This window comes from Novosphingobium endophyticum (assembly GCF_014640675.1).
Lineage (GTDB): Bacteria > Pseudomonadota > Alphaproteobacteria > Sphingomonadales > Sphingomonadaceae > Novosphingobium > Novosphingobium endophyticum.
In genome coordinates, this window is sequence record NZ_BMHK01000015.1 from 77,050 (window position 1) to 100,149 (window position 23,100).

The 23,100-nt window shown below is 63.0% G+C and carries 16 protein-coding genes and 2 pseudogenes; 14 read left to right on the forward strand and 4 right to left on the reverse strand.

From position 1 onward, the window contains the following. Window positions 1-152: 152 nt before the first annotated feature. Genes IEX32_RS12345 through treY form a run of 4 tightly spaced genes read left to right on the forward strand, consistent with a single transcriptional unit; the run spans window position 153 to window position 6,780 of the window. Entirely contained in the window at window positions 153-413 is a 261-nt protein-coding gene (locus IEX32_RS12345) for a DUF2934 domain-containing protein (protein ID WP_188771841.1), read from the forward strand. Window positions 414-431: 18 nt separating this feature from the next. Further along, window positions 432-2,534: a glycogen debranching protein GlgX gene (gene glgX, locus IEX32_RS12350; RefSeq protein WP_229736352.1), complete on the forward strand. Its 2,103-nt coding sequence runs from the start codon at window positions 432-434 to the stop codon at window positions 2,532-2,534. Then, entirely contained in the window at window positions 2,531-4,249 is a 1,719-nt protein-coding gene (gene treZ / locus IEX32_RS12355) for a malto-oligosyltrehalose trehalohydrolase (protein ID WP_188771843.1), read from the forward strand. Before glgX ends, treZ begins: the two co-directional genes overlap by 4 nt. After that, window positions 4,246-6,780 (forward strand): malto-oligosyltrehalose synthase, encoded by a 2,535-nt coding sequence (treY, locus tag IEX32_RS12360; protein WP_188771844.1) that lies wholly within the window; start codon window positions 4,246-4,248, stop codon window positions 6,778-6,780. The genes treZ and treY overlap by 4 nt, the downstream gene beginning before the upstream one ends. A 70-nt stretch (window positions 6,781-6,850) precedes the next feature. Here treY and IEX32_RS12365 read toward each other — a convergent pair whose 3' ends face one another. Beyond that, window positions 6,851-7,960 carry a glycosyltransferase family 4 protein gene (locus IEX32_RS12365; RefSeq protein WP_188771845.1) on the reverse strand — a complete coding sequence of 370 codons (1,110 nt, stop codon included), beginning with the start codon at window positions 7,958-7,960 and terminating at the stop codon, window positions 6,851-6,853. A gap of 416 nt (window positions 7,961-8,376) precedes the next feature. Here IEX32_RS12365 and IEX32_RS12370 point away from each other — a divergent pair, with 416 nt between their 5' ends. Together IEX32_RS12370 and IEX32_RS12375 are read left to right on the forward strand one after the other, a co-directional pair. Next, on the forward strand, window positions 8,377-9,381 hold the full coding sequence (locus tag IEX32_RS12370; protein ID WP_188771846.1) for an SDR family oxidoreductase: 1,005 nt from the start codon (window positions 8,377-8,379) through the stop codon (window positions 9,379-9,381). After that, complete coding sequence (locus IEX32_RS12375; protein ID WP_188771847.1) at window positions 9,378-11,198, forward strand: glycoside hydrolase family 15 protein; 1,821 nt, start codon at window positions 9,378-9,380, stop codon at window positions 11,196-11,198. Before IEX32_RS12370 ends, IEX32_RS12375 begins: the two co-directional genes overlap by 4 nt. A 95-nt stretch (window positions 11,199-11,293) precedes the next feature. On the opposite strand, the gene IEX32_RS12380 is transcribed toward IEX32_RS12375, so the two are convergent. After that, window positions 11,294-12,010, reverse strand: coding sequence for an extensin-like domain-containing protein (locus IEX32_RS12380; protein WP_188771848.1), 717 nt, complete (start codon window positions 12,008-12,010; stop codon window positions 11,294-11,296). A gap of 320 nt (window positions 12,011-12,330) precedes the next feature. On the opposite strand from IEX32_RS12380, the gene IEX32_RS12385 reads away from it, so the two are divergent. The 4 genes from IEX32_RS12385 to IEX32_RS12400 all read left to right on the forward strand — a co-directional run bounded on the left by IEX32_RS12385 (window position 12,331) and on the right by IEX32_RS12400 (window position 16,990). Beyond that, window positions 12,331-12,627 (forward strand): hypothetical protein, encoded by a 297-nt coding sequence (locus tag IEX32_RS12385; protein ID WP_188771849.1) that lies wholly within the window; start codon window positions 12,331-12,333, stop codon window positions 12,625-12,627. Window positions 12,628-12,765: 138 nt separating this feature from the next. Continuing rightward, the gene (locus tag IEX32_RS12390; RefSeq protein WP_188771850.1) at window positions 12,766-13,821 is read left to right on the forward strand and encodes an AI-2E family transporter; all 1,056 of its coding nucleotides are present in this window, start codon (window positions 12,766-12,768) and stop codon (window positions 13,819-13,821) included. Between the two features lie 3 nt (window positions 13,822-13,824). Beyond that, window positions 13,825-14,796 carry a DNA topoisomerase IB gene (locus tag IEX32_RS12395; protein ID WP_188771851.1) on the forward strand — a complete coding sequence of 324 codons (972 nt, stop codon included), beginning with the start codon at window positions 13,825-13,827 and terminating at the stop codon, window positions 14,794-14,796. A 355-nt stretch (window positions 14,797-15,151) separates the two neighbouring features. Further along, window positions 15,152-16,990, forward strand: a complete 1,839-nt coding sequence (locus tag IEX32_RS12400; RefSeq protein WP_188771852.1) for a type II toxin-antitoxin system HipA family toxin — start codon at window positions 15,152-15,154, stop codon at window positions 16,988-16,990. A gap of 323 nt (window positions 16,991-17,313) precedes the next feature. Here IEX32_RS12400 and IEX32_RS20700 read toward each other — a convergent pair. Beyond that, window positions 17,314-17,526 (reverse strand): annotated as a pseudogene (locus tag IEX32_RS20700) (IS110 family transposase); the annotation flags it as partial. A gap of 688 nt (window positions 17,527-18,214) precedes the next feature. On the opposite strand from IEX32_RS20700, the gene IEX32_RS12410 reads away from it, so the two are divergent. Both IEX32_RS12410 and IEX32_RS12415 read left to right on the forward strand, forming a co-directional pair. Then, complete coding sequence (locus tag IEX32_RS12410) at window positions 18,215-19,225, forward strand: 2-hydroxyacid dehydrogenase (protein WP_188771854.1); 1,011 nt, start codon at window positions 18,215-18,217, stop codon at window positions 19,223-19,225. A gap of 2 nt (window positions 19,226-19,227) precedes the next feature. Further along, window positions 19,228-20,730: an L-lactate permease gene (locus IEX32_RS12415; protein ID WP_188771855.1), complete on the forward strand. Its 1,503-nt coding sequence runs from the start codon at window positions 19,228-19,230 to the stop codon at window positions 20,728-20,730. 28 nt (window positions 20,731-20,758) lie between these two features. On the opposite strand, the gene IEX32_RS12420 is transcribed toward IEX32_RS12415, so the two are convergent. After that, entirely contained in the window at window positions 20,759-22,324 is a 1,566-nt protein-coding gene (locus tag IEX32_RS12420; protein ID WP_188771856.1) for a Fic family protein, read from the reverse strand. A 225-nt stretch (window positions 22,325-22,549) separates the two neighbouring features. Between IEX32_RS12420 and IEX32_RS12425 the strand changes: the two are divergent. Beyond that, window positions 22,550-22,645 (forward strand): annotated as a pseudogene (locus IEX32_RS12425) (transposase domain-containing protein); the annotation flags it as partial. Window positions 22,646-22,676: 31 nt separating this feature from the next. Beyond that, complete coding sequence (locus IEX32_RS12430; protein ID WP_188771857.1) at window positions 22,677-22,991, forward strand: hypothetical protein; 315 nt, start codon at window positions 22,677-22,679, stop codon at window positions 22,989-22,991. The last annotated feature ends 109 nt before the right edge of the window (window positions 22,992-23,100 follow it).

Consider the following 23,100-nt stretch of genomic DNA (forward strand, 5'->3'; position numbering starts at 1 on the left):
CAAAACCGGGTCGCCTCGTTCTGAATCGTCCGTGCCGGTGAAACTCCAGCGGCCGCGAACCGTTTCAAAACTGGACTGCGTGTCTGCCGGGGCTGCGTGAGGCGGGGCCGGTGCCGCATCCACGAGGCGTCATGTCATGAAAGGCGAGTACCATGGCTGATCAGGATGGTAGGATCCGCGAGCGCGCGCACGAACTGTGGGAAAAAGAGGGACGGCCGCAGGGGCAGGAACACAAGCACTGGTTGCAGGCGGAGAGAGAAATCGCCGCCGAAGGCGCGAGCAAGTCAACAAGCGCCAAAGGCAATTCCCCACCCGGAAAGCCAGCACAAGGGGAACCCGCGAAGACGAAGACAAGCAAGGCCGCTCCCCAAGCCGCAAAGCCGAAGAAGCCGGGGACAGCCGGCGGCGGCTAGTCACGCTGAACCGGAATGGTGTCCCTGCCCGATCGACTTGAAAGCGGCTCGCCCTACCCCCTGGGCGCGAGTTTTGATGGACTGGGCGTCAATTTCGCCGTCTTCTCGGCCCATGCCGAGAAAATCGAGCTGTGCCTGTTCGACCCGCGCGGCAAGCGCGAGACGATGCGCTACGAGTTGCCCGAGTGCACCGACGAGGTCTGGCACGGCTATCTTCCGGACGCGCGCCCGGGCATCGTCTACGGGTACCGGGCACATGGCCCTTACCGACCGCGCGATGGTCATCGCTTCAACCCCAACAAGCTCCTGCTCGATCCTTACGCCAGAAGGCTAGTCGGAGCCTTGCGCTGGACTGACGCGCTTCATGGCTATCCGGTGAAGTCGCGGCGGGCGGACCTTGCGTTTGACCGGCGGGACAGCGCGCCGGCCATGCCCAAGGCCGTCGTCACGCATGACTGCTTTGACTGGTCGCGCGACATCCGGCCGAACAGGCCGTGGTCCGAAACGGTCATCTACGAGGCCCATGCCAAGGGTCTCACCCGATTGATGGAAGATGTGCCGCCGCAGGAGCGCGGGACGTTCGCCGCCCTGGCGCACCCGAAGGTGATCGACCATCTGTGCCGCCTGGGCGTAACCGCGATCGAGCTCATGCCCATCCATGCCTTCGTGCACGACCGCTTCCTCCAGGAAAAAGGCCTGCGCAACTACTGGGGCTACAACACGCTCAGCTTCTTCACGCCCGAGCCGGGCTATTTCGCCGGCGACACGCAGGACGAACTGCGCGTCGCGGTCCGGCGTCTCCACGCCGCCGGCATCGAGGTCATCCTCGATGTCGTCTACAACCACAGCTGCGAGGGCAGCGAACAGGGCCAGACGCTCTGCTGGCGCGGACTCGACAATGCGACCTATTACCGACTTCTGCCCGATGAGCCGCGACACTGCCTGAACGAAACGGGGACCGGCAACACGTTCGATCTCACCCACGCGCGCGTGATCCAGATGGTGGCGGATTCGTTACGCTACTGGGCGACATCTTATGGGATCGACGGTTTCCGGTTCGATCTCGGGCTGACGCTCGGCAGGACCGAGAATGGCTTCGATCCCAACGCGGGGTTCTTCGACGTCGTGCGCCAGGATCCGATACTGGGACGGCTGAAGCTGATAACCGAGCCGTGGGATGTTGGCCTGGGCGGATACCAGCTCGGCAACTTTCCGCCCGGCTTTGCCGAGTGGAACGACCGTTTCCGCGATACGGTGCGCAGCTACTGGCGCGGCGACGAGGACCGCCGCGGCGAACTGGCGGCGCGGCTGTCGGGTTCGGGCGACCTGTTCGACAGTCGGGCGCGGCGGCCTTGGGCCAGCGTCAATTTCGTCACCAGCCACGACGGCTTCACGCTGGCCGATCTGGTCCAGTACGAAGAGCGCCACAACGAGGCCAATCGCGAGGACAATCGCGACGGCCACGAAAACAATCTCTCGCGCAACTGGGGCGTGGAGGGCCCGACCGACGACCCTAGGATCCGCGAGACGCGGGCCCGGATACAGCGCTCGATGCTGCTGACCCTGCTCGCCTCCCTGGGAACGCCGATGCTGGTCGCCGGTGACGAATTCGGGCGCACGCAGCACGGCAATAACAACGTCTATTGCCAGGACAACGAGATCAGCTGGATCGACTGGGGCCTTCTGAGCACGCGGCAAGGCGAAGCGCTCTTCGGTTTTGCCGCGCGTCTGATCGAGCTGCGAAAGCGCTATGACGTGTTGCGCGCGCCAGTGTTTCCTTACGGGCAGGATTCCCCCGGTGACGGCGTCAACGACATCGAGTGGTGGGACGAGCGGGGCAGGCCCCTCTCGTCCGACGATTGGCGCAATCCGCATGGCCGGGCTCTTGCCATGCGCCGCGCGGTCGCTCAGGAAGACGGCACGATCGAAGCGATAAGCCTGCTCCTCAACGCCGGGGACGAGCCCCTGAAGTTCCGGCTGACCGGCGACGCGTGCGAACACGTGCTGCTCGTCGACAGCGGCAGGCCGGACGAGCCGGAAAGAGCGATCGGCGATACCTATCGGTTGCTGGATCACAGTGCCGCGCTGGTACGCTCCTGCATCCAGAAGCCGGAGCCGTGAACCGCTGGGGTCCCCTCGAGACCGAACCCGGTCTCTGGCGGTTTCGGCTCTGGTCACCGGCCGCGCGGAACGTGGACCTGGAGGTCGAGGGCCAGAGGCCTCTGGCCATGCAGCGCGAGGCGGACGGCTGGCTCAGCGCCGAAGCGGAGGCACGGCCCGGAACGCGCTATCGCTTTGTCCTTGCCGACGGCACCGCGGTTCCCGATCCGGCCTCGCGCGGCCAAAGCGGCGGCGTCCACGGCTGGAGCGTGGTGACCGCGCCGAATGAATATGCCTGGCGCAATCCGCATTGGCAGGGAAGGCCCTGGCAGGACGCGGTCATCATGGAACTCCATGCCGGGGTCATGGGCGGTTTCGCCGGCATCGAAGCTGAGCTGGAACGGCTTGCGGGGCTGGGGATCACCGCGGTCGAACTCATGCCGCTGGGCGCTTTCAGCGGCACGCGCAACTGGGGCTATGACGGGGTGCTGCCGTTCGCTCCGGCGGAATGCTACGGCACACCCGCCGATCTCATGCGCCTGATCGACCGCGCGCACGGGCTGGGGCTGATGGTCCTCGTTGATGTCGTCTACAATCATTTCGGGCCTGACGGGAACTATCTGGGGCTTTACGCGCCCGGCTTCTTTCACGCCGGGACGGATACGCCCTGGGGCGGGGCGGTCGCGGTCGAGAAGGCGCCGGTCGCAGACTTTTTCCTGGAAAACGCGCTGATGTGGCTCACGGATTACCGCGTGGATGGCCTGCGCTTCGACGCGGTGCATGCCATCGGCGACACGCAGTTCCTCGATTGGCTGGCCCGGGAGATCAGGGGGCGGGCGGCGGCGGATCGCCACATCCACCTGATCCTCGAAAACGCAGCGAACGATGCGCAGCGACTGCGGCAGGGGTGCTACACAGCGCAGTGGAACGATGACTTCCACAATGTCCTGCATGTGATCCTGACCGGCGAAACGGAAGCCTACTACGCCGATTTCGCCGGCCGCCCGACCGAGCGGCTGGCGCGATGCCTCGCCGAAGGCTTCATCTATCAGGGCGAGCCGTCCCCCAGCCATGCCGGCAAGCTGCGCGGCACACCGAGCGGGCATCTCCCGCCGACGGCCTTCGTGGCCTTTCTCCAGAACCACGATCAGGTCGGCAACCGCGCCATGGGCGAACGGCTGATCACGCTGACCGACACGGCGCGGCTGCGTGCCGCCATGGCGCTGCTGCTGCTCTGCCCGCAGATCCCGCTGCTGTTCATGGGCGAGGAAAACGGGTCGCGAACGCCGTTCCTGTTCTTCACCGACTTTCACGACGAGCTTGCCGACGCGGTGCGCGAAGGCCGGCGGCGCGAATTCGCAAACTTCGCCGCTTTCCGGGACAAGAGCGCGCGCGCGCGGATTCCCGATCCCAATGACGCGGCAACCTTCGACGCCTCCCGGCCTGAGCCGGGGCCTGACGCGGACGCCTGGAATGCCTTCATCCGTTCGCTGCTCGAATTGCGTTCGAAATGGATAGCACCCCGCCTCGAGGGAACGATGCCGATGGGCGCGGAAGTTCTCGGGACCGGAGCCGTCGTCGCAAGCTGGCGCCTTGGCGATGGCCAGGTGCTCACGCTGGCCGTCAACCTGGGCAAGGAACCTGTCGCATCCTTCCCGGGGCGCGGAACGCCGATCTTCGCTGTCGGTTCGCCGGGCGCCGCCGGAAGTCTTGCAGCATGGCTGGAGCCGGCATGAAACGTCGCAAACACGCCGGAGCCGCAGGGCCTGCCATCGACCGGGCAACGGCGCTCGCCACGTGCCCGCGCGCGACCTACCGCCTCCAGTTTCACGCGGACTTCACTTTTGCCGATGCGGAAACCCTCGTCCCCTATTTCGACGAGCTTGGCGTCAGTCATGTCTATGCCTCTCCGATCACCACGGCGCGGCGCGGATCGCGGCACGGTTACGACGTGACCGATCCCACCCGCGTCAACCCGGAGCTGGGCGGCGAAGCGGCGCTGCGGCGCTTGTCCGCTGCCTTGCGCAAGCGCGACATGGGCCTCATCATCGACATCGTCCCCAACCACATGAGCATCGCCGGAGACGAAAATCCGTGGTGGCATGACGTCCTCGAGAACGGACAGGCGAGCGCCTTCGCCCGCTATTTCGACATAGACTGGAACGCGCCGCTGGTGCTTCCGGTTCTGGGCAGCCCGTTGCCGGATGCGATTGCGCAGGGCCATGTCCGTCTGGTCGATGCGGGCGGACGGCTGTGCCTGCGGCTCTACGACGAAACGCCTTGTCCATTGCGGCCGGACGATCCCGTTCTGGCGATGCCGCGCGGCGACGCCTTGGCCGGCCATGATCCGGGCGAGGAAAGCGGACGCAAGGCGCTCGCCGCGCTCGCGCAGCGCCAGCACTACCGACTGGCGTACTGGCGGGCCGCCAACGACCAGCTCAACTGGCGGCGGTTCTTCTCGATAAACGAGCTGGCGGCTCTTCGCGTCGAGGACCCCGACGTATTCGCGGCGACACACGCGCTGGTTTTCCGGCTGTTCGCCGCGGGCGTTATCGACGGCGTGCGGGTGGATCACGTCGATGGTCTGTCCGACCCGGCGGGCTACTGCCACCGGCTCGTATCGGGCCTGGAAGAAGCTGGTCCAGGGCGCCGGCCCTATGTGGTGGTCGAGAAGATACTTGCTCCGGGCGAACACCATCCCCGGGATTGGCGCGTCCAGGGCACCAGCGGCTACGATTTCATGCGTGAGGTGACCGCCCTTCTCCACGAACCGGCAGGGCGCGAGCCGCTCGCCGAGTTGTGGTCCCGGATCAGCGGCAGATCGGCGCGGTTCGAGGATGAGGAGTTCACCGCGCGCCGGCAACTGCTCTCCTGGCAGTTCGAAGGCCAGCTTCGCGCCTGCGTCGATGCTTTTGCGGCGCTGGCGCATGGCGCGGGGGATCTGGCGTGGATCCCCAAAGCCATGCTGCGCCGGGCCGTGGAGCGCCTGATATGGGTCTTTCCCGTCTACCGGACTTATGGAACAGGCGTCTCCTCGCCCCCGCAAGACGCTCCCGTCCGGGAGGCCGCCCGCCGCGCCGCGGCGCGGCACAGTCCTCCCGGCGAAGACGCTGTCGCGGCACTTGTCCTTGACTGGCTGGAAGGGAACGGCCCCGGAAACGCGCGCCTTGCCGCCGAAGCCGTCCGCAGGTTCCAGCAGCTCTCCTCGCCGATCGCCGCCAAGGCGGTGGAGGACACGGCCTTCTACCGCCACGGCGTGCTGCTTTCGGCCAACGAGGTAGGTTCAGACCCCGCGCGCTTTTCCATGCCGATCGCGGATTTCCACGCGGCGATGGCGCGCCGCTGCGCGAAAGAACCGCACGCCATGCTCGCCCTGGCAACGCACGATCACAAACGCGGAGCGGATGCGCGCGCCCGTCTTGCGGTGCTTTCGGGCGTACCCGAATTCTGGCGCTCGCACGTTCGGCGATGGATGGAGCTGGCCCGGCCAGACGCGGCAGGCATAGACCCGGCCGACACGTACATGCTCCTGCAGACGCTCGTGGGTGCCTGGGACGCCAGCGCCCTTGCCAACAGGCCCGAGTTTCTCGCGCGAGTGCAGGCATGGCAGGAAAAGGCCCTGCGCGAAGCGAAGTTGCGCTCCTCGTGGGTGGCACCCGATCTCGGATACGAGGCCAGGTGCAAGAGTCTCACGGACGCCCTGTTCGGGTCGGAGCGCCACCGCGAATTTCGGGACAGCTTTGCCCGCTTCATGCAGGCGATCTCGCCAGCGGCAACGGCGAACTCCATTGCGCAGACGGCGCTGCAGCTTTCCGTTCCGGGCGTGCCGGATATTTACCAGGGGACCGAACTGCCCGATTTCAGTCTCGTCGACCCGGACAATCGGCGGCCGGTCGATTTTCTCCGTCGAAGGGACTTGATGGCCTTTACCGAAGATTGCGGGGCCGAAGCGGCGAAGCTCCAGCTGATTTCGCACCTGCTGGCGATGCGGCGCGCACGGCCCTCGCTGTTTGCCACCGGCGATTATCGGTCGCTGGAGGTCTCCGGACCTCGGGCCGGCCACGTGGTCGCCTTCGCTCGTCGCGAGGGCGGATCCAAACTCGTCTGTGCGGTCGCCATTCGCCTCGATCGGGTTCTGGTGGGCGGTTCGGCGCCCTGCCCTTCCCCGCAATGGTGGGACGGGACTTGCGTGGAAATCGGACCGGGAGAGGCCTTGCAGGCGGCCAGGCTCTTTGCGACGACGACGGCCAGCATCACGCTTTGCTGATCGGAGAGCCAGGCGCATCGGGAATCCGGGTTGAACCTGATCCGCCTCTGAGCGCGGAGCCGGAGGGCGCTCAATCAACGCAAGAGGGCAAGCCTCGCGCGGATTGGCGCTCTTTCAGCACACCTTCGTATTGGGTGACCATCGCATCGGCCATGGCCTTGACCGAGTAATCCATGGCGCGGCAGCGCGCTGCGTTGCCGAGCCGGTGGCGGAGATCCGCATCGCGCAGGAGCGTTTCGATGGCTTCGACATAGCCATCCTCATCAACGGCATCGATGAAGGTCGCCGCGCCGCCCCACAGTTCGTGAAAACTGGCAATGTCCGAAAGCACCAGCGGACAACCCGCATGCGCCGCCTCCAGTACGGCCAGGCTGAACGGCTCGAACACCGCCGCCGAGACAAACACGGGCCTCCGCGCGAGATGCGCCCTTATGGCGCGTTCGGAAAGCTGGCCGAGAACGCGCAGGTGATCGAACCTGGCCTGCTGCCCCCGCGACCCCTTGCTGGTGCCGGCAGCGATGAACGGCTCCTGCAGACGCGCCGCCACGCCATCCAGAAGCGCAATGTTTTCCACCTCGTCCCACAACCGCCCGGCCGTAAATGCAAAGGGAGCGCCATGCTCCAGGCCCGCCGGTAGATGCGGCAACGTTCCGTTGTAAACCACCTCGATCGGCCGATCGACGGCACATGCACTGGCCAGTTCGTCCGCGAAAGCCAACGTCGGCGCGATCAGGCGATCGCAAGCGACAAGCCCTTCCAGCATCATCTGCCGGCGCCAGGCCATATCGTCATCGCGCTTCCCTGCCCGCGCCCCTACCCGCGCCCCTGCCCGCCATGTCGACAGGCAGCCGTGCGCGACTCCGATCACCGGCACGGGCCAGTTCCCGGCCGCCGCCAGCATCGGCGTGTTGAGGTGAACGAGATCACAACTTTCGCGCCGGACAATTTCGGCGAGCGTCGCCGCTGCCGCTTCCATTGACCGGCGATCGGCACCAGCCCCGTCGAGCGGCAGCTCCGCGGCGACAAGTTTCACGCCATCGAGTACTTCGATCTGCGCGCGCTGCCCATCATCAGGAGCAGGCCCGAACGCGGCAAGCAACACTTGCCAGTCGCGATGAGCAAGAGCGCCGGCAAGCGTGACAGCGTAGCGCCACAACCCGTCGATCGTATCGGCCGTCATCAGGACTCGCTTCGAAGCCTTCACCAGCGGACACCTCCCTCGGTCGCCTGGAACGCCGCACACCCGAAACGCGGCCGCGAGAATCTGGCGAAGCGATAACGGACTGCCGGATTAACTCCAAGACATGCAGCATACATGACAACTACTTTGCTCAATACTACAGCTACTAAACAAAGCCTGATGTTGAAAGTAAATTAAATGTTCCGCAAAAAACATCGTCCCACCCGTCAACTCCGATCCTCCGAGAAAGGTTCCCGCTTCACCAGCGCCTTGCGACCGAGGGGGCCGACAAGGCATCCGGCAAACCAGGCACCCGGAACCGTCAGCGGTATCGTCGACGAGCCGGAGGCATTTGAGCGCTCCATGGGGCCGCTGGGGAGCTGGAACAATTCCTGGTCGCGCGGCTTTTTGTTCACGTGCGAAGTAACCTTAGACCTGTCGTCGTCATTACCGGTGCCTCGGCCGGAGTGGGCCGCGCGGTGGTGCGCCGCTTTGCCCGCGACGGAGCGCGGATCGGCCTGATCGCGCGGGGCATGGAAGGCCTGGAAGCCACCGCGAGAGAAGTACGCGAGGCTGGCGGGGAAGCGCTGGTCCTGCCCGCCGACGTATCCGATGCGCAGGCGGTGGAAGACGCGGCCGAGCGCGCGGAGAGGCACTTCGGCCCCCTCGACATCTGGATCAACGACGCCTTCGCGGGTGTGCTCTCTCCGTTCATGGACATGAGCCTGGAGGATTATGTGCGCGTCACCGAAGTGACGTATCTTGGCCAGGTTTACGGCACCCATGCCGCGCTGAAGCGAATGCTTCCCCGCAACCGGGGCGCAATCGTGCTGGTCGGCTCTGCCCTTGCCTATCGCGGCATACCGCTGCAGTCCGCCTATTGCGGCGCAAAACACGCCATACAGGGCTTCCAGGATTCGATCCGCGCGGAACTGATTCATGCCGGCTCGAAGGTTCACGTCACGATGGTGCAGCTTCCGGGCGTGAACACGCCGCAGTTCGACTGGATCCGCACGACGCTGCCCCGCAAACCAAGACCGGCGAGCGCGCCCTATCAGCCCGAAGTGGCCGCCGAAGCCATCCATTGGGCCGCGCATCACCGCCGCAAGTCGTTGCAACTGGGCTGGCCGACGCTGGCGGCGATATGGGGTGACCGCTTTGCCTCCCCGCTTCTGGACCGCTATCTTGCCCGCACTGCCATTTCCGGCCAGCAGGACAAGGAGCCGGTGTCTCCCGACCGCCGCGACAATCTCTATTCCCCGGTGCCGGGAGACTTCGGCGCGCATGGCCGCTTCGATGACAAGGCCCGCAAGCGCAGTTCCCAGTTCTGGCTGAGCCGGCACCGGACATCGCTGGCACTGGGCGCGGCAACTGCACTAGCTGGTGTCGGCGCGGCCTTCTGGACCCTGCGCAGCAGATGAGCGGCCGCAACAGCATCGACGGCTACGCCATTATCGCCGACGGAGAAACCGGCGCGCTCATCGGCCGAGATGCGACGATCGAATGGCTCTGCTTCCCGCGCTTCGATTCGGAGGCATGCTTCGCTTCGCTACTCGGTACACGTGACAACGGTTGCTGGGCGCTTGCTCCGGTGACGCCGGTGCTCAAACAATCACGCCGCTATCGCGACAACACGCTGATCCTCGAAACAGATATGGAAACCCGGACCGGAAAAGTCCGGATCATCGATTTCATGCCGATACGCGGCGAGGCCCCGGACATCGTGCGCATCGTCGAAGGCATTGCGGGCGAGGTCGAGATGGCCAGCGAACTGATCCTGCGCTTTGACTATGGCCGACTGCACCCCCTTGTGGAGCTGCAGGACCAATGCAATGCTCTGGCCGTGGCCGGGCCCGACGGCGTGGCGCTGAGTTTTGACGCCGGCATCGAGTTCGCCGATCGCCGGCTTTCCAGCAGGTTCACGGCGCGCGAAGGCAGTCGGACGACGTTCGTTCTGACCTGGTACGCATCGCACCTGCCTCCTCCTCGCCACGTCGTGCCCGAACAGTCCCTGGCGGATACCGAGCAGGAATGGAAAAGCTGGACCAATCGCATAGACTATAGGGGCAGTCACCGGGACGCCGTCATACGTTCGCTGATCACGCTCAAGGCGCTCGTGCACCGGCCTACCGGCGGCATGGTCGCGGCCCTGACCACCTCCATTCCCGAACGACCCGAGGGATCGCGCAATTGGGACTATCGATATTGCTGGCTGCGCGACGCCACTTTCACTCTGCTGGCATTCACCCACTTCGGCCTGCACAAGGAAGCACGGGACTGGATCGCCTGGCTCGAGCGCGCGATCTGCGGCGATCCGATCGAAATGCAGCCATTCTTCGGCATCGATGGATACCGGCGGCTGCCGGAATGGGAGGTCGAGTGGTTGCCGGGTTTCAATCAGGCCCGGCCCGTCCGCATCGGCAACGGCGCGGCGCACCAATTGCAGCTCGATGTCTTCGGTCAGGTGATCGACGCGCTCTTCCAGGCGTTCAGCACCGAGAAAATCTGTGCGCCCCAGCCCGGGGACGACCTGATCACACGGCTTGCGGACAAGCTTGAAGAGGTCTGGGAGAAGCCCGACGCCGGCATCTGGGAAAGCCGGGGCAGACCGGCCCATCACACGTATTCGAAAGTCATGTGCTGGGTCGGCTTCGACAGGGCAGCCGCATGGCACGACGATCACGACAAGGAGCGCGCCGCCCATTTCCGCCAACTGGCCGCTCGGGTTTATGATATGGTCATGGCCGAAGGGTTCGATGCCGGGCGCAATACGTTCGTCGCTGAGTTCGGCCATACACGCCTCGACGCCGCGCTACTGCGACTGCCGCTCGTTGGCTTCATAGAGGCCCGAGATCCGCGCATGATCGGGACCGTCGCCGCAATCGAGGAAGAACTGCTTTGCAACGATGGGCTGGTGCGGCGCTACCTTCCCGAAGAAACTGATGATGGAGTTGGCGGCCAGGAAGGTGCATTCGTGGCCGCATGCTTCTGGCTTTCCGAGATCTATCACCTGCAAGGCCGCAGGGCCGATGCCGATGCCCTGTTCGAACAAACTTTGGCTTGCGCCAACGATCTGGGCCTGCTCGCGGAGGAACTGTCCATCGAAGGGGAGCCGCGCCAGTTGGGGAACTTTCCGCAGGGCCTGTCACATCTTGCCCTGATCATGGCCGCCCAGCAGCTATGCGAACCCGAGCACCCGGCCCGCGAGCGCAAGGCGCGGTCGCAGGACGCGGCATGATGCTTCACGGTCTGCGCGTGACAAGGTCGCCCGCGATCAACAGAATTTCCATACCCTGATTGCCAATCGCCGGATCGATCGCTCGCCCCGAAAGTTCAGCGGCAGACAGTCCAACCGCCAATACGCCGCGCCTGGTCGAGATGGAGGTGATCGGCGTGTCCAGCATCATATTCGGGTGAGAGCACGGTCGCAAAACTGCGGCACGCATTGTTGCCTACGGCATGGAGGAAAGTGGCGGCGCTACCCGCTCCGTACCAGTCGGAGCGGACACTTATCCTGCGTCCGTCGGCAAGTACAAAGGCAGCGATATCGATTGCATTGCCGCTGGCGTGCTCGCTCCAGTTTCCTTCCTTTCCTCCTATGCGTCGGCAATTGGCCGTTCCCAAATGCTCGATCCGCACCACTCTCGAACCCAGTATCGCTTCCGCCTCAGGCTGCACCCCATGTTGCAGCCACCAGGCGAGCCCGGCATCGACCGCGCAGGTCGCCTGGGCGCCGCGCGGCGCGAGCGTCACATCGGCCCGGGCCGGTGTTCCCAGAATCTGACGATCCGCTCGCCGGCAAGCGCCTTCGCCAACAGGAGGAAGCGGTTCGACCGTGATGCCGCTACGAGCGAGGAAGGCGCGACATTCCGCCAGGTTTTCGCGCAAGTCGGCGAACTTGCGACCCGTGGCCCAACCCGGAGGATCAGCAAGCCTTAGCGGCGCCCAGGGATTGTGCCCGGGGTGATGATGCAGCCACTCGCGCCCGGCGAGCACGCCGCAGGCTACGAGCAGCAGGACGAGGGCAAAGCGGTCCAGCGAGAAGGGCATGCAAGGGAGAAATCCTGCCCCGGCGTTTCGTTTCACTCAGGCAAAATCAAGCGGGCCGAGGATCGCAAAGCGGGTCGCTGAACGACGGGCTTCCTCGCGCTGGAAGGGCGGCGAACAGCGAAACGCCTGGCCCAAACCGGCCCCCCGAGCGACACGGTTCATCTCAGGGTCGGAACCCAGAGGCCCAATTCCGCGCTCTCTGTATATCCTCCGTCAACCCCACGAATGGAGACCGGGGTCCGGTTTACGTCGGGGTAAGGCCGGAAATTCGAAAAGGCCGGCCATGCCCCGGCCGTTGTCTGAGTTTGGGAGAACAGATCATGCAACACGTGATTGCGTACTTTGCGACGAGGGAGGCCGCTGACATTGCCACCGAACACCTTGTCCAGGAGCATGGCATCGGCAGGCCGGACATTTTCCTGCAGCCGGCAGGTAACGAAAACAGCGAGGGTCAAAGGCCCTCGGGAGGAGACTCCGGCGCCGTTGCGCCTGGCACGGTCACACGCCATGATGGCGCGATCGGTTCCGCGATCGAACTTTCGGTCGATGTGGATGACGCGAAGGCGCCTTCGATCCGTAAGGTTCTCGAGCAGGCTGGCGCCAACGTCCGCGCCTGAGTGCGGGGAGCAGCTGGTTCACCGTGCGCTGCAAAACCAAAAGACCAGATTCCACTCAGTCGCTCCACGCAACCGTGACACTTGCTGCGGGTTGATGCGTTTCCGCATGTAATCAACGCCTGCGGCGGGAAACGGGAGATGAGCATGCCGGAGTCCGGGAGGCACCGCCTCTTCGTGGAAAGACTGCTGATCGTGGCAGTCGTTGGCCTTATCGCGGCGGTGCTGTGGTCCCTCAGGATCTTGCTGGTGGTTGTCGTCGGCGCCGTCGTCATAGCCGTGCTGCTTCGCACTGTCGCGGACCCGATCAGCCGCTACACCGGCCTCGGCCCCCGGCTCGCCACGCTTGGTGCAATACTTCTTGTCGCGTTGATCGCAGGTTGCGCCATCTGGCTGTTCGGGTCGACCGTGGCCAGCCAGTTCGCCCACCTGAGCGAAACCATTCCCACGTCATGGAACGAGCTCAGCCGGCGAATTGGCCAACTGCCCTTCGGCAACCAGCTGCTGGCCGCGATGAAGCAGGGCCTGGACTTGCCCACCCTGGTCCCCAAGATCGTCAACCTGGCTGGCAATGCCGCCACTACCCTGATCCTGATAGTGTTCGGCGCAATCTTCTTTGCGGCACAACCCCGGCTCTACACCCGGGGGCTGGTGATGCTCGCCCCGCCTGACCGCAGGCACCTGGTGTCGGTATCGCTTGAGGATTCCGGCCGCGCGCTGCGGTTGTGGCTTCTGGGGCAGCTCATCTCAATGATCGTGGTCGGCTTGCTAACGGGTGTGGGACTGTGGCTCGCCGGGGTGCCCTCGGCGATGGCGCTCGGCCTGATTTCGGGCCTTACCGAAGGGGTTCCCTATCTCGGACCGATTGTCGGCGCCATACCCGGTCTTCTCCTTGCCCTTACCGAAGGACCAGAAACCGCCCTGTGGGCTCTGGTGGTTTACGTCGCGGTCCAGCAGATCGAGGGCAATACCCTCGTACCGATCATCCATCGCGAGCTGGTAAGCCTGCCCCCCGCGCTTACCCTGTTCTGGATTGTCGCTGCAGGTTTCCTCTTCGGTATAATCGGGCTCATCTTTGCCGCGCCGATGCTCGTCGTGATCTACGTACTGGTCAAACGCCTATACATCCGCGAGGCGCTGAACACCGACACTCCGCTGCCCGGCGAACCCGCGGACGAGAAAAGCGGCCCAGGTTAGCCGATGTACTACGCCGACGTCGACAAACCCTCGATCACCCGGCGCAAATATCGCGGCCGATGGATCTACATCGACGCAAAAGGTTCCCGCATAGAGGACCCCGGCGAAATAGAGCGGCTGGACAAGATCGGGCTTCCACCGGCTTACACCGACGCCTGGTTCGCTGCAGATTGCAACGCCCATATCCAGGCCACCGGGATCGACGCCCGGGGCCGCAAACAATATATCTATCACGCCGATTTCATCGCCCGGCGCAATGCCCGAAAGTTCAACGCCTGCGCGACGTTTGGCCAGCTTCTGCCCCGGATCAGGGCGCGAGTGGAAAAAGATCTCGCCGGGCGGATATTGTCGCGGGACCGGGCGGTCGCTTCGATAGTGAAACTGCTGGATAGCGGCCAGATCCGGGTGGGCAACGAGAGCTACGCCCGAAACAACCGCAGCTTCGGCGCCACGACGCTGCGTCAGCGTCACGCCCGGCTGGAGGGCAATCGGTTGGCCTTGCGCTTTCGCGCGAAGTCCGGGCGGCTGTGCACGCTCAATGTCACGGACCGCGGCCTCATCCGCTTCGTGAAGCAAGTGCAGGACCTGCCGGGTCAGCACCTGTTTCAGTATCGCGCCGAGGATGGCGAGTTCCACCCTGTGAGTTCCACCGAAGTGAACGCGTACATTCACGAGACCATGGGTGATGACTATACCGCCAAGGATTTCCGGACCTGGGCCGCCAGCGCGCTGGCCTTCGAATGGCTAGCCGCTGCCGATGAGACCGCAAGGCTGGGCGATATGCTGGCTCACATTGCGCAGCATCTTGGCAACACGCCGGCGGTCGCGCGCAAGTCCTACATCCATCCGGCGCTGATCGAGGCCATCCGCTCACGCGATCTCGATGCGTTTTCCGGCAAGTTTCCACGCCCGACCCGCTGGCTCACGGCCAACGAGCGCGGCCTTATCGCTTTTCTGGAACGGCAGGGTTGCTGAGCGTGGGCCACGCAAGCAGTCCTATCCACGATCCGTCCGGTTAATCCTGAGGTGTGGGTGCGCCGCCAGACCCGCCTCGACAAGTTCGCCGAGAAAGCGCGCGAAGGGAGCGATACTCTGTCCTGTGCTCGCCTCATCCAGGGCCGCCATATAGGCGTCGCGTCACTCAAGAGGTCTCAGACTGCGTTTGCAGCAGCAGGCGCGCAACACGAGAAACTTGTAATCGCCCAGACGCAACCTGGTGAATAGAATTCCAACTATTTCGTATATGAAGTACGCGAAAGTTGGAATCAACGTTTGCAGCGGGATGAGAGAAATGCTACTTTTGCGTATGTCAAATACGTGAAAGTTGAAAATGCCCCTTCACCTCGTTGGCGAAACAATCGACAAAAACCGCGCTCACTACCAGGCCGAGGCTGGCAAGCTGGTTCAGCTGATGCGCGGCATCTATGTCGACACGGACGAGGATATTGACGCCACCGTCCTTCGCCATGCCATCCGCATAGCACGTTACCTCTATCCCCGGGCCTATCTCTCCGGAGCAAGTGCCGTGCTCCTCAGGCCTACCGATGCCGGCAAACTCTACATCACCGGACCGCGCAACCAGCGCACGCGGCTGCGCAGCCTGGAAATTATCCAGAACAAAGCCCCGGATGTCCCTTCCGTGGCCACCGCTGTTGTCGATGACGGCAGCGGCGAATTTACCGTTGAAGTTTCAACTTTTCGGCAGAGATTCCTTGAGGCTTTTCGCGTTCGCAGCGAGCATGCCGCCTCGATCGACAGTGTCATGCGAACCGCGATTGCCAAGCGGCTGATCGAGGAATACGGCTCACGCGAAAAAGCTGCGGATGCAGTATGGGTTCTCGCGCGCGAGAACCAGTGGTACCGGGAGGGCGAAGAGGCCGAGCGCTATCTCCGCAAGGGTATCGAACTCAAACCCGCCCCGAACCAGGCAGCCCTTGAATTTGCCGTCGCCTGGCATGGTCATCGGATCGGAACGCTGGTGCACGACGGCTTCGAATGGCGCTGGAACGCCGCGCCGGACTTCAATTTGCCGCTGGTGCGCCAGACCGTCCCCGGCAAGTTGCCGCCCTTCATCAGTTCGCTCCTGCCGGAAGGCTGGCTCGAAAACGTGCTAAAAGCTTCCGACGAACGGACGGCGTTGCGCTCTGGCAAACGCTACATGTCCAATATTGTCGTGACCGAAGATCCCGCCGAAATTCTCGACCTCCCTGCCGATGTCCTGGTGGCGCGGCTGGCAGATTTCGAAGCGGCGGGTGTTTTTAATGGCCGGTACGAAGGTCCAAGGCGCGGCGATCTCGAAAGAAGTTTCGAGCAGAACCTTGCCAGCCTTTATGCCGAATCCCGGACGCCGCGCCTTTCCGGCGTGCAAATCAAGGCGCCGATGTGTCTCGAACCTTCCGGATCGTTGGTGCCGGCGACCGACAGGCCATTCACCCATATTCTGAAACCGGCCGGCACCAGCGGCTTTGAAGCGCTGCCGATGGTCGAATGGATGAGTCTGACCCTTGGACGCGAGGCGGGATTCATGGTGCCCGATTTCGCACTTGTGCCCATGTCTGACGGCATGATGCCTGCTCTTCTGGTCGAGCGATTCGATATCAGGACATCACCGGATGATGATCGGCTGCTGGCGCTCGAAGATTTCTGTTCGCTTCTCGACCTGACGGCGGCCGACAAATATCGCGGAACCATCGAGCAGGCCGGCCGGGCTCTTCGTGGCCTTTCAACTGCGCCTGAAGATGATGTGCTGACACTTTTCAGGCGCGCCCTTTTCGCTTGGCTGATAGCGGATGGCGACATGCACCTTAAGAACCTCGCGGTTCTCAAAACTGCCTTCTCGGACGACCGTACATTTGCCAGCGTCCGGATGGCGCCGCTCTACGATGCGGTTACCACCGTCGTATTTCCCGGCCTTCAACATGACCGCATGGCCATGAAGCTCAACGGCAAGGATGACAGGCTCAAAATGGCGGATTTCATGCGGGCGGCCGCTACCCTCGGCTTAAGGGCGGCGGATGCTGAAACGGCGACTGCGTCGCTGCTTGATCTTCTGTCCCAGGCTGTCCGGTCAGCCAGCCTGCCCAAGGACCTTGCGATCGGCGACAGTGGAGAAGAAGCAGTTTCCCGAATGATTGAGACGTGTCAGAGCCGGATCAGCGCGTTCGCTTAGCGCCAGCTCCCACTTCTGTCAGCTGACGCAAGTCCAGTGGAACGTGACGCGGCACTGCTGCCGCGCAGTATAAATAAATGGACGCCTTCTGTCATTGGGTTCTGGGTTGCAAGGTGGATCGGCTCGGGGTTCATGCTTCTGTCCGTGATCGACGCATGGTCGTCACATGATGCGGTCGGAGTAATCAGGGTAGCCGATCTCGAAGACGGCGTTGATCGCCAAAGTGTCCAGCGGCTTTTCCCTGACCATCGTCCCCTTGCCGGTCATCCCACAGGGGATCTCTAAGTTGCTGGGTGACTGGGTGTCTTTCCTCTCGTCGAAGACTATGCCGGCTGGCCGTACACGAAGTCGGTTTCGTCGACCCACATCCGGTGCAGAATGATGCCGAGCTTGCGGGCCAGCGCGACCTTGGCGCGCTTTGCGCCGCGGCGCTTGGCGATATTCATCGCCCAGGCCTTGATCTTCGACCACTTCGCAACGCGGGTCATCAGAACATGCGCTGCCTCGAACAGGGCGCCCCTGACCGTCGAGTCGCCCGCACGGCCCGCACCCGCACCGGGGCGACGCCGGACGCCTGCATGCAAAGGCTGGCCTGCTTTGGTGGCGGGCCCGGAGCCCGTAAAGCCGGTCCCCTGGACCGCCAGGGATCGGGCGCATTCATTATTCGCAAGAAGCTGCGCGGCAGAAGTGACGCGCGCCGTGAACCCGTGGCTCTTCGCGCCGAAGCGGCAGAAGTGCAAGCCGGCGCGTCGATCGTCGCCATGACGGTAATAGTCTGGGCGGCGATGTCGGGTGCCTGCCTTTGCCGAGCTCCTGGCTCGGCGAGGACTGCACCTGATCACCGTAGGAGTGGCGCTGCCGAAGGGCGGCGATGGCTACCCCGGTCCTTGCGCGAGCGGGCAGAAGTGACCGCCGCGCCGAATAGCGTCCTGCCGCATTTCTCTGATGCTGAGCCGATTAGCGTGGATAATCGGCTCATCTTCGGCGAACCTTTCAAGCCAATTAGCATTTAAAACTTCGCATGAAAAATTCGGTCAACCAGTCGTGACCACGATGAACTCCTCCAGGAGGCGCGAGTTCACTGGCGGGCAGCTTATCAAGCGGATGCGTTGAGGGTCTTTACCTGACCGATTTGCCACGGGGTCGGCTTGGTGCTCCTCACTTTAATTTGGTACGGTATTTTTGGTATTTTTTGAGGTGGTTGAGACATGACAGGAGAGTGATTTGAAAATAGCAGTATTTAGTTCGCATAGTTATGACCGCGACTTTTTAAGCCGGGCCAACAGTTCGTTGAGCGGCGGGCACGAGTTGCACTTTTTCGAAACACGACTTACTCGGGGCTCAACAGGTCTCGCCGCAGGCCATGACGCGATATGCGCCTTCGTGAACGACCAACTCGGCCGCGAGGTGCTGGAAGATCTTGCCGCAAACGGGACGAGGCTGATCGCCTTGCGCAGCGCCGGCTTCAATCACGTCGATCTCGAAGCAGCGCGCAGTCTTGGCCTTACCGTGGCGCGCGTTCCCGCTTATTCGCCAGAGGCAGTTGCAGAGCATACAGTCGCGCTGATCCTGTCCCTCAACCGCAAGACTCATAAGGCTTACGCGCGGGTACGTGAAGGCAACTTTGCCCTTGAGGGCTTGCTTGGATTCGATCTTTGCGGTCGCACTGTAGGGATTGTTGGCACGGGCAAGATCGGACTGGCCGTTGCCCGAATTATGCTCGGATTCGGATGCCAGGTTCTGGCCTTTGATCCGGAGCGAAATCGGGAATTCGAAGAGATGGGCGGAAGCTATGCCGACCTGCCCGAACTGTTTGCGAATGCGGATATCATTTCTCTCCACTGCCCTCTTACGCCTGCCACCCATCATCTGATCGACGGTAAAGCGATCGATCAGATGAAGCCCGGCGTCATGCTCATCAACACCAGCCGCGGCGCAGTGGTGGATGCCAAGGCACTCATCGCCGGGCTGAAGGCGCGCAAGATCGGCCACGTTGGCCTCGACGTCTACGAAGAGGAAGGAGACCTGTTTTTTGAAAATCTGTCGGACCAGATGATCCAGGACGACGTGTTCGCGCGACTGCTGACCTTCCCGAATGTGCTGATCACAGGCCATCAAGCGTTTTTCACGCACGAAGCCATGACCGCCATCGCCGAAACCACCATCGACAACATTTCGAGCTTCGAGAAGACGGGATCGGCAACGTATCCGGTTTCGATCGAAAGGCTCGCCTGAGCATGACGGCACTGCTCGCGCTTTTGCCGATTTTGTTGTTCATTCTGCTGCTCGTGGCATTCCGCCTGCCGGCGGCCGTTGCGGGGTTTGCCGCCGCCTGCCTTGCAGGCGTAGTCGCAGTTTCGGGTTTTGACTACGCTCCCACACTGCCTAACCTGCTCGGCCCGGTGCTCGAGGCCTCCTTCACATCGGCGAGCATTCTGTGGATCATCTTTCCGGCGCTCGGAATTTACGAATACCAGGAGAAGACCGGGCAGACTGCCCGGATCGGCCAATGGCTTTCGTCCGTATCGACCAGCCCGCAGATCGTTGTGCTGCTGCTCGCCTGGTTCTTCGCGATCTTTCTGGAGGGAGCGGCAGGGTTCGGCACCCCGGTTGCGCTTGCTGCGCCTATGCTCGTTGCGCTGGGCTTTGCCCCGCTCAAAGCGCTTGTCTTCGCCCTGATAGGCCATGCCGCAGGCGTTTCGTTCGGCGCTGTGGGCACACCAATTGTGCCGCTCTTAGAAGCCGCAGCCGTCGATCCCCGGACGCTTTCTCTCGTAATCCTTATATTACACGGCGCGCTGGGCTGGACCTTGGCTTTGTTGCTGTTCAGGCTTGCCGCACCCGAAGAAGCGCCGGCACAGCCTGTCCCCTGGACCGCCCCTCTTGCAGCTGCGTTCCTTTTCTTCCTTCCCGCCGCAGCTTTCGCCTGGATTGCCGGCCCAGAGCTTCCCACTCTCGGCGGCGCGCTCGTCGGAGCTGCGCTGTTTCTGATTCTGGTGAAGCGGAAGTGGTCGCCTGAACGGAGTTCGGAGGAACAGAAAGCATCGGCACTGGTCCGCGCGGGGCTGCCTTACATCCTTGTCCTGGCCTTTGTACTGGCAACCCGCCTGGTACAGCCGGTGGCGGAATTTTTCCGCACCGCAACGGTCGATTGGAGTTTCGCAGGCGAATTCAGCGGTTCGTTGGCGCTCCTCTACCATCCCGGCACGATTCTGATGATTGCGCTGCTCGCTGCAGCAGCAATCAGCCGCAGCGGAATCGATGTGCTGAGATCTTCGCTTGGAGCGGCCGCAGGGCGCCTGCCACTGGTTGCGCTTGCATTGGTGGCAGTGCTGCTAATGGCCCGGCTGATGGTTCACAGCGGGATGATCAACGCCATGGCCTTGGCGGCAGAGCAAACGCTGGGAAGCTACTGGGTTCTGGCGGTGCCGCTGGTCGGCGCGCTTGGCTCCTTCGTCACTGGATCGGCGACGACGTCAAACATCATTTTCGCCGATTTTCAGATCGCTGCCGCCAAGGCCACCGGATTGACCTCTCTGCTCGCCCTGGCGGGCCAGGGCTTCGGCTCGGCGATCGGCAACATTATTGCGCCGCACAACATCGTTGCGGGAGCGGCAACTGTCGGCTTGATCGGCCGGGAGGGTGACGTCCTCAAGCGGACCCTCCCGGTATGCATTGCATACACTACAGCGGGCGGAGTGCTGTTGCTGGGGCTTAGCTCGCTCCTATGGGACATGTGACCTTTGTGGCTTGAGCCACGGCCCAAGTTCATCGACCGTTCTCCGGAACGGTTGCGACGCCTTTGCCCTCGATGCCCCGTTGGACAAGCTGTCCAATGAATGCGGCGAAAGGCTCGATGTCTCCGTCAACGCTCGCGCTTTCCAGAGCCTGCATGTAGCGACCGCGATCATCGACGGGGATCACGGTCCATGGATAGCCGCCGGACGCGAGCATCACATTCATGAGAAAACGGGCGACCCGGCCGTTGCCGTCCGGATAGGGATGAATGTAGCCGAACAGCCAATGCCCAAGCACGGCGCGTACTGAAGCTTCTTTCTCTGCGGAGAGCAGATCGAACAGCGCCGGCATGGCATCGAGCACGGCTTGCCAGCGCGGTGGGACGTGCCGGGAGGATCGGATAAAGACCGCATCATTGCGGTAGCCCGCTAAGGCCTCGGAACCGATCAGACCGGCAGCAACACAGGGCTGCAATAGTTCGCGGTACCAGGCGCGATGAGAACTGCTGACAAGCTTGCCGGCGTCTGCGCCAGCGATCACCTTTTCAACATCTGCTTTGACGGCTTGGAATGCCTGCCAGTAGCCACGGGCGGCGAGCGCATCGCGGGCAGTGCGATCCCCCTCCACTTCGTGTGGGTCCCAACTGCCGGCCCGCACCCGCTCGATCAGGTCCGGCGAGACGCGGTAGCCTTCGATGGAGAGCGAGTGGTAGGCATCACTCTGATAAACGTCATCGACTTGCTGGAGGTAAGCTGCCCTGTCTGCTGGCAGCCCGGGCGCTGGCGGGAAAATCCGGATGATTGTCTCGCGATGGGTTTTCCAAAGGACCTGCAGGCGCGCCACGATGGGCGATGCCGCCGGGGCGATCTTCGCGAACTGGCGATCGACTTCGAACGGGTCGGTTTCGCGAACGGCGTAGTCGGCTGCCTTCATGGTCGCCACGATCTCGTCGGCGATGTCAGCTTTGCCGATGCGCCGGAAGGCTCCCGCGAGACGACCGGCTATAGCCGAGTGGCCGCCAGCGAGAAGGCGGCGAAGCAGATCGCTTGCATCGGATATGCCGGAGAACACGACCTGCGCTTCGACCGGATAACGCTGATAAAAGCCTTCCGAGACTTTGAGCAGGGCGGCTGGTGCGGCGAAGAGGCGAAGCCCGTCCTTCTCGACGAGATCGTCCTTCGGCGGCATGTCCTGCTGCTTGAGGTCGTAGAGGGACGTGCCGAATAGAAGCTGCACGGTGTTGTTGGTGCCCTTCGGGCTGTAGACGATCACCTGGTTCGGTATGACGGTATTCCCGGCATGGATCAGCAGCGACTGATCGGGCGAGAGGTGCCATCTCGGCCCGAAGCGCTCGTCCGAATAGCGGGTGCAGAATTCCCAGAAAGAGGCGAACCAGGGCGTTGTGTCGCCAGTGCGCTCGCCCGGGCTGGCCGAGATCAGCCAGCCTTTCATCACGTCCTGCAGAAAGCCGTTTTTGAGCAGCCGTTCACGATGAGCGCGCGTCAGTTCCTTTGACTGAAAAACGCGGCGTCCTTCGTCCTGAAGGGCTTTCAGAACGTCCAGCGAGTCTGCCAGCTTTGTATGCGGTTCCGCCACGAAGGGCCTCCCATCTGCGCAACAGCGAGTTTTCCGTGTTGCGCAGATACAAGTATATTATGCTGCAGACTTACAAGTCAATGATGTTGTGCGAACCCGCGTTTTTTCTGCCGTGCCATCACAAGTGAATGCTGTCCAGAACCAATTGTCGTTGAGGGGGAATCGGAGATTGGCCCGGACTGGTCAGCAGCCACGCAGCCCTATACCCGGGAGGTATAAAAACGCGCCAAGATGAATGGCCTCGATCCCCAAGCCTACATCACCGACCTGCTCAATCGCATCCACGACCACAAGATCAACAGAATCGGCGAATTGCTCCCCCGCCGAGCACTCCGCAAGCACTGGCCGCCTGATGGCCACGGTTACTTACGTCCGCACCCTCGGCTATGTAGCGCGACACGGCTATGTCGTCAGTATACTCGACGAGGACCTGGAGCTGCTGGAAGCTATCGTCTCGAACGATGACAACCTGACCTATGGCGCCATCATCAGCGTCTACACCGGCCCCGACGAGGCCATCACCGCACTGACCGATCACGGCGTCGAAGAGCTGGCGGACATGCTCAGTGAAGCGCGTCTCACGACCACGGCCTGGCACCAGTTCCTCGATGACTTCGTCGACGACACCGAACTCGCCGCCCGCTTCAAGGCCCAAGCTTCGCGGTAGCAATCGGCTTGCTCTTACCCACAAGTGCCCAATGGGGGTCTTGAGATGCGGGCGCCCTCGACGAGATCGGCGAGGCGCGACATGCCTCTCCATATGACGGTCGTACCTG

Excerpts from the sequence above, each read along its gene's own strand:
- IEX32_RS12415 (WP_188771855.1), top strand. The coding sequence starts at position 19,228 with ATGACGGCACTGCTCGCGCTTTTGCCGATTTTGTTGTTCATTCTGCTG.
- IEX32_RS12375 (WP_188771847.1), top strand. The coding sequence starts at position 9,378 with ATGAGCGGCCGCAACAGCATCGACGGCTACGCCATTATCGCCGACGGA.
- IEX32_RS12395 (WP_188771851.1), top strand. The coding sequence starts at position 13,825 with ATGTACTACGCCGACGTCGACAAACCCTCGATCACCCGGCGCAAATAT.
- IEX32_RS12385 (WP_188771849.1), top strand. The coding sequence starts at position 12,331 with ATGCAACACGTGATTGCGTACTTTGCGACGAGGGAGGCCGCTGACATT.
- treY (WP_188771844.1), top strand. The coding sequence starts at position 4,246 with ATGAAACGTCGCAAACACGCCGGAGCCGCAGGGCCTGCCATCGACCGG.
- IEX32_RS12380 (WP_188771848.1), bottom strand. The coding sequence starts at position 12,010 with ATGCCCTTCTCGCTGGACCGCTTTGCCCTCGTCCTGCTGCTCGTAGCC.
- IEX32_RS12365 (WP_188771845.1), bottom strand. The coding sequence starts at position 7,960 with ATGACGGCCGATACGATCGACGGGTTGTGGCGCTACGCTGTCACGCTT.
- IEX32_RS12430 (WP_188771857.1), top strand. The coding sequence starts at position 22,677 with ATGGCCACGGTTACTTACGTCCGCACCCTCGGCTATGTAGCGCGACAC.
- IEX32_RS12345 (WP_188771841.1), top strand. The coding sequence starts at position 153 with ATGGCTGATCAGGATGGTAGGATCCGCGAGCGCGCGCACGAACTGTGG.
- IEX32_RS12400 (WP_188771852.1), top strand. The coding sequence starts at position 15,152 with ATGCCCCTTCACCTCGTTGGCGAAACAATCGACAAAAACCGCGCTCAC.
- IEX32_RS12390 (WP_188771850.1), top strand. The coding sequence starts at position 12,766 with ATGAGCATGCCGGAGTCCGGGAGGCACCGCCTCTTCGTGGAAAGACTG.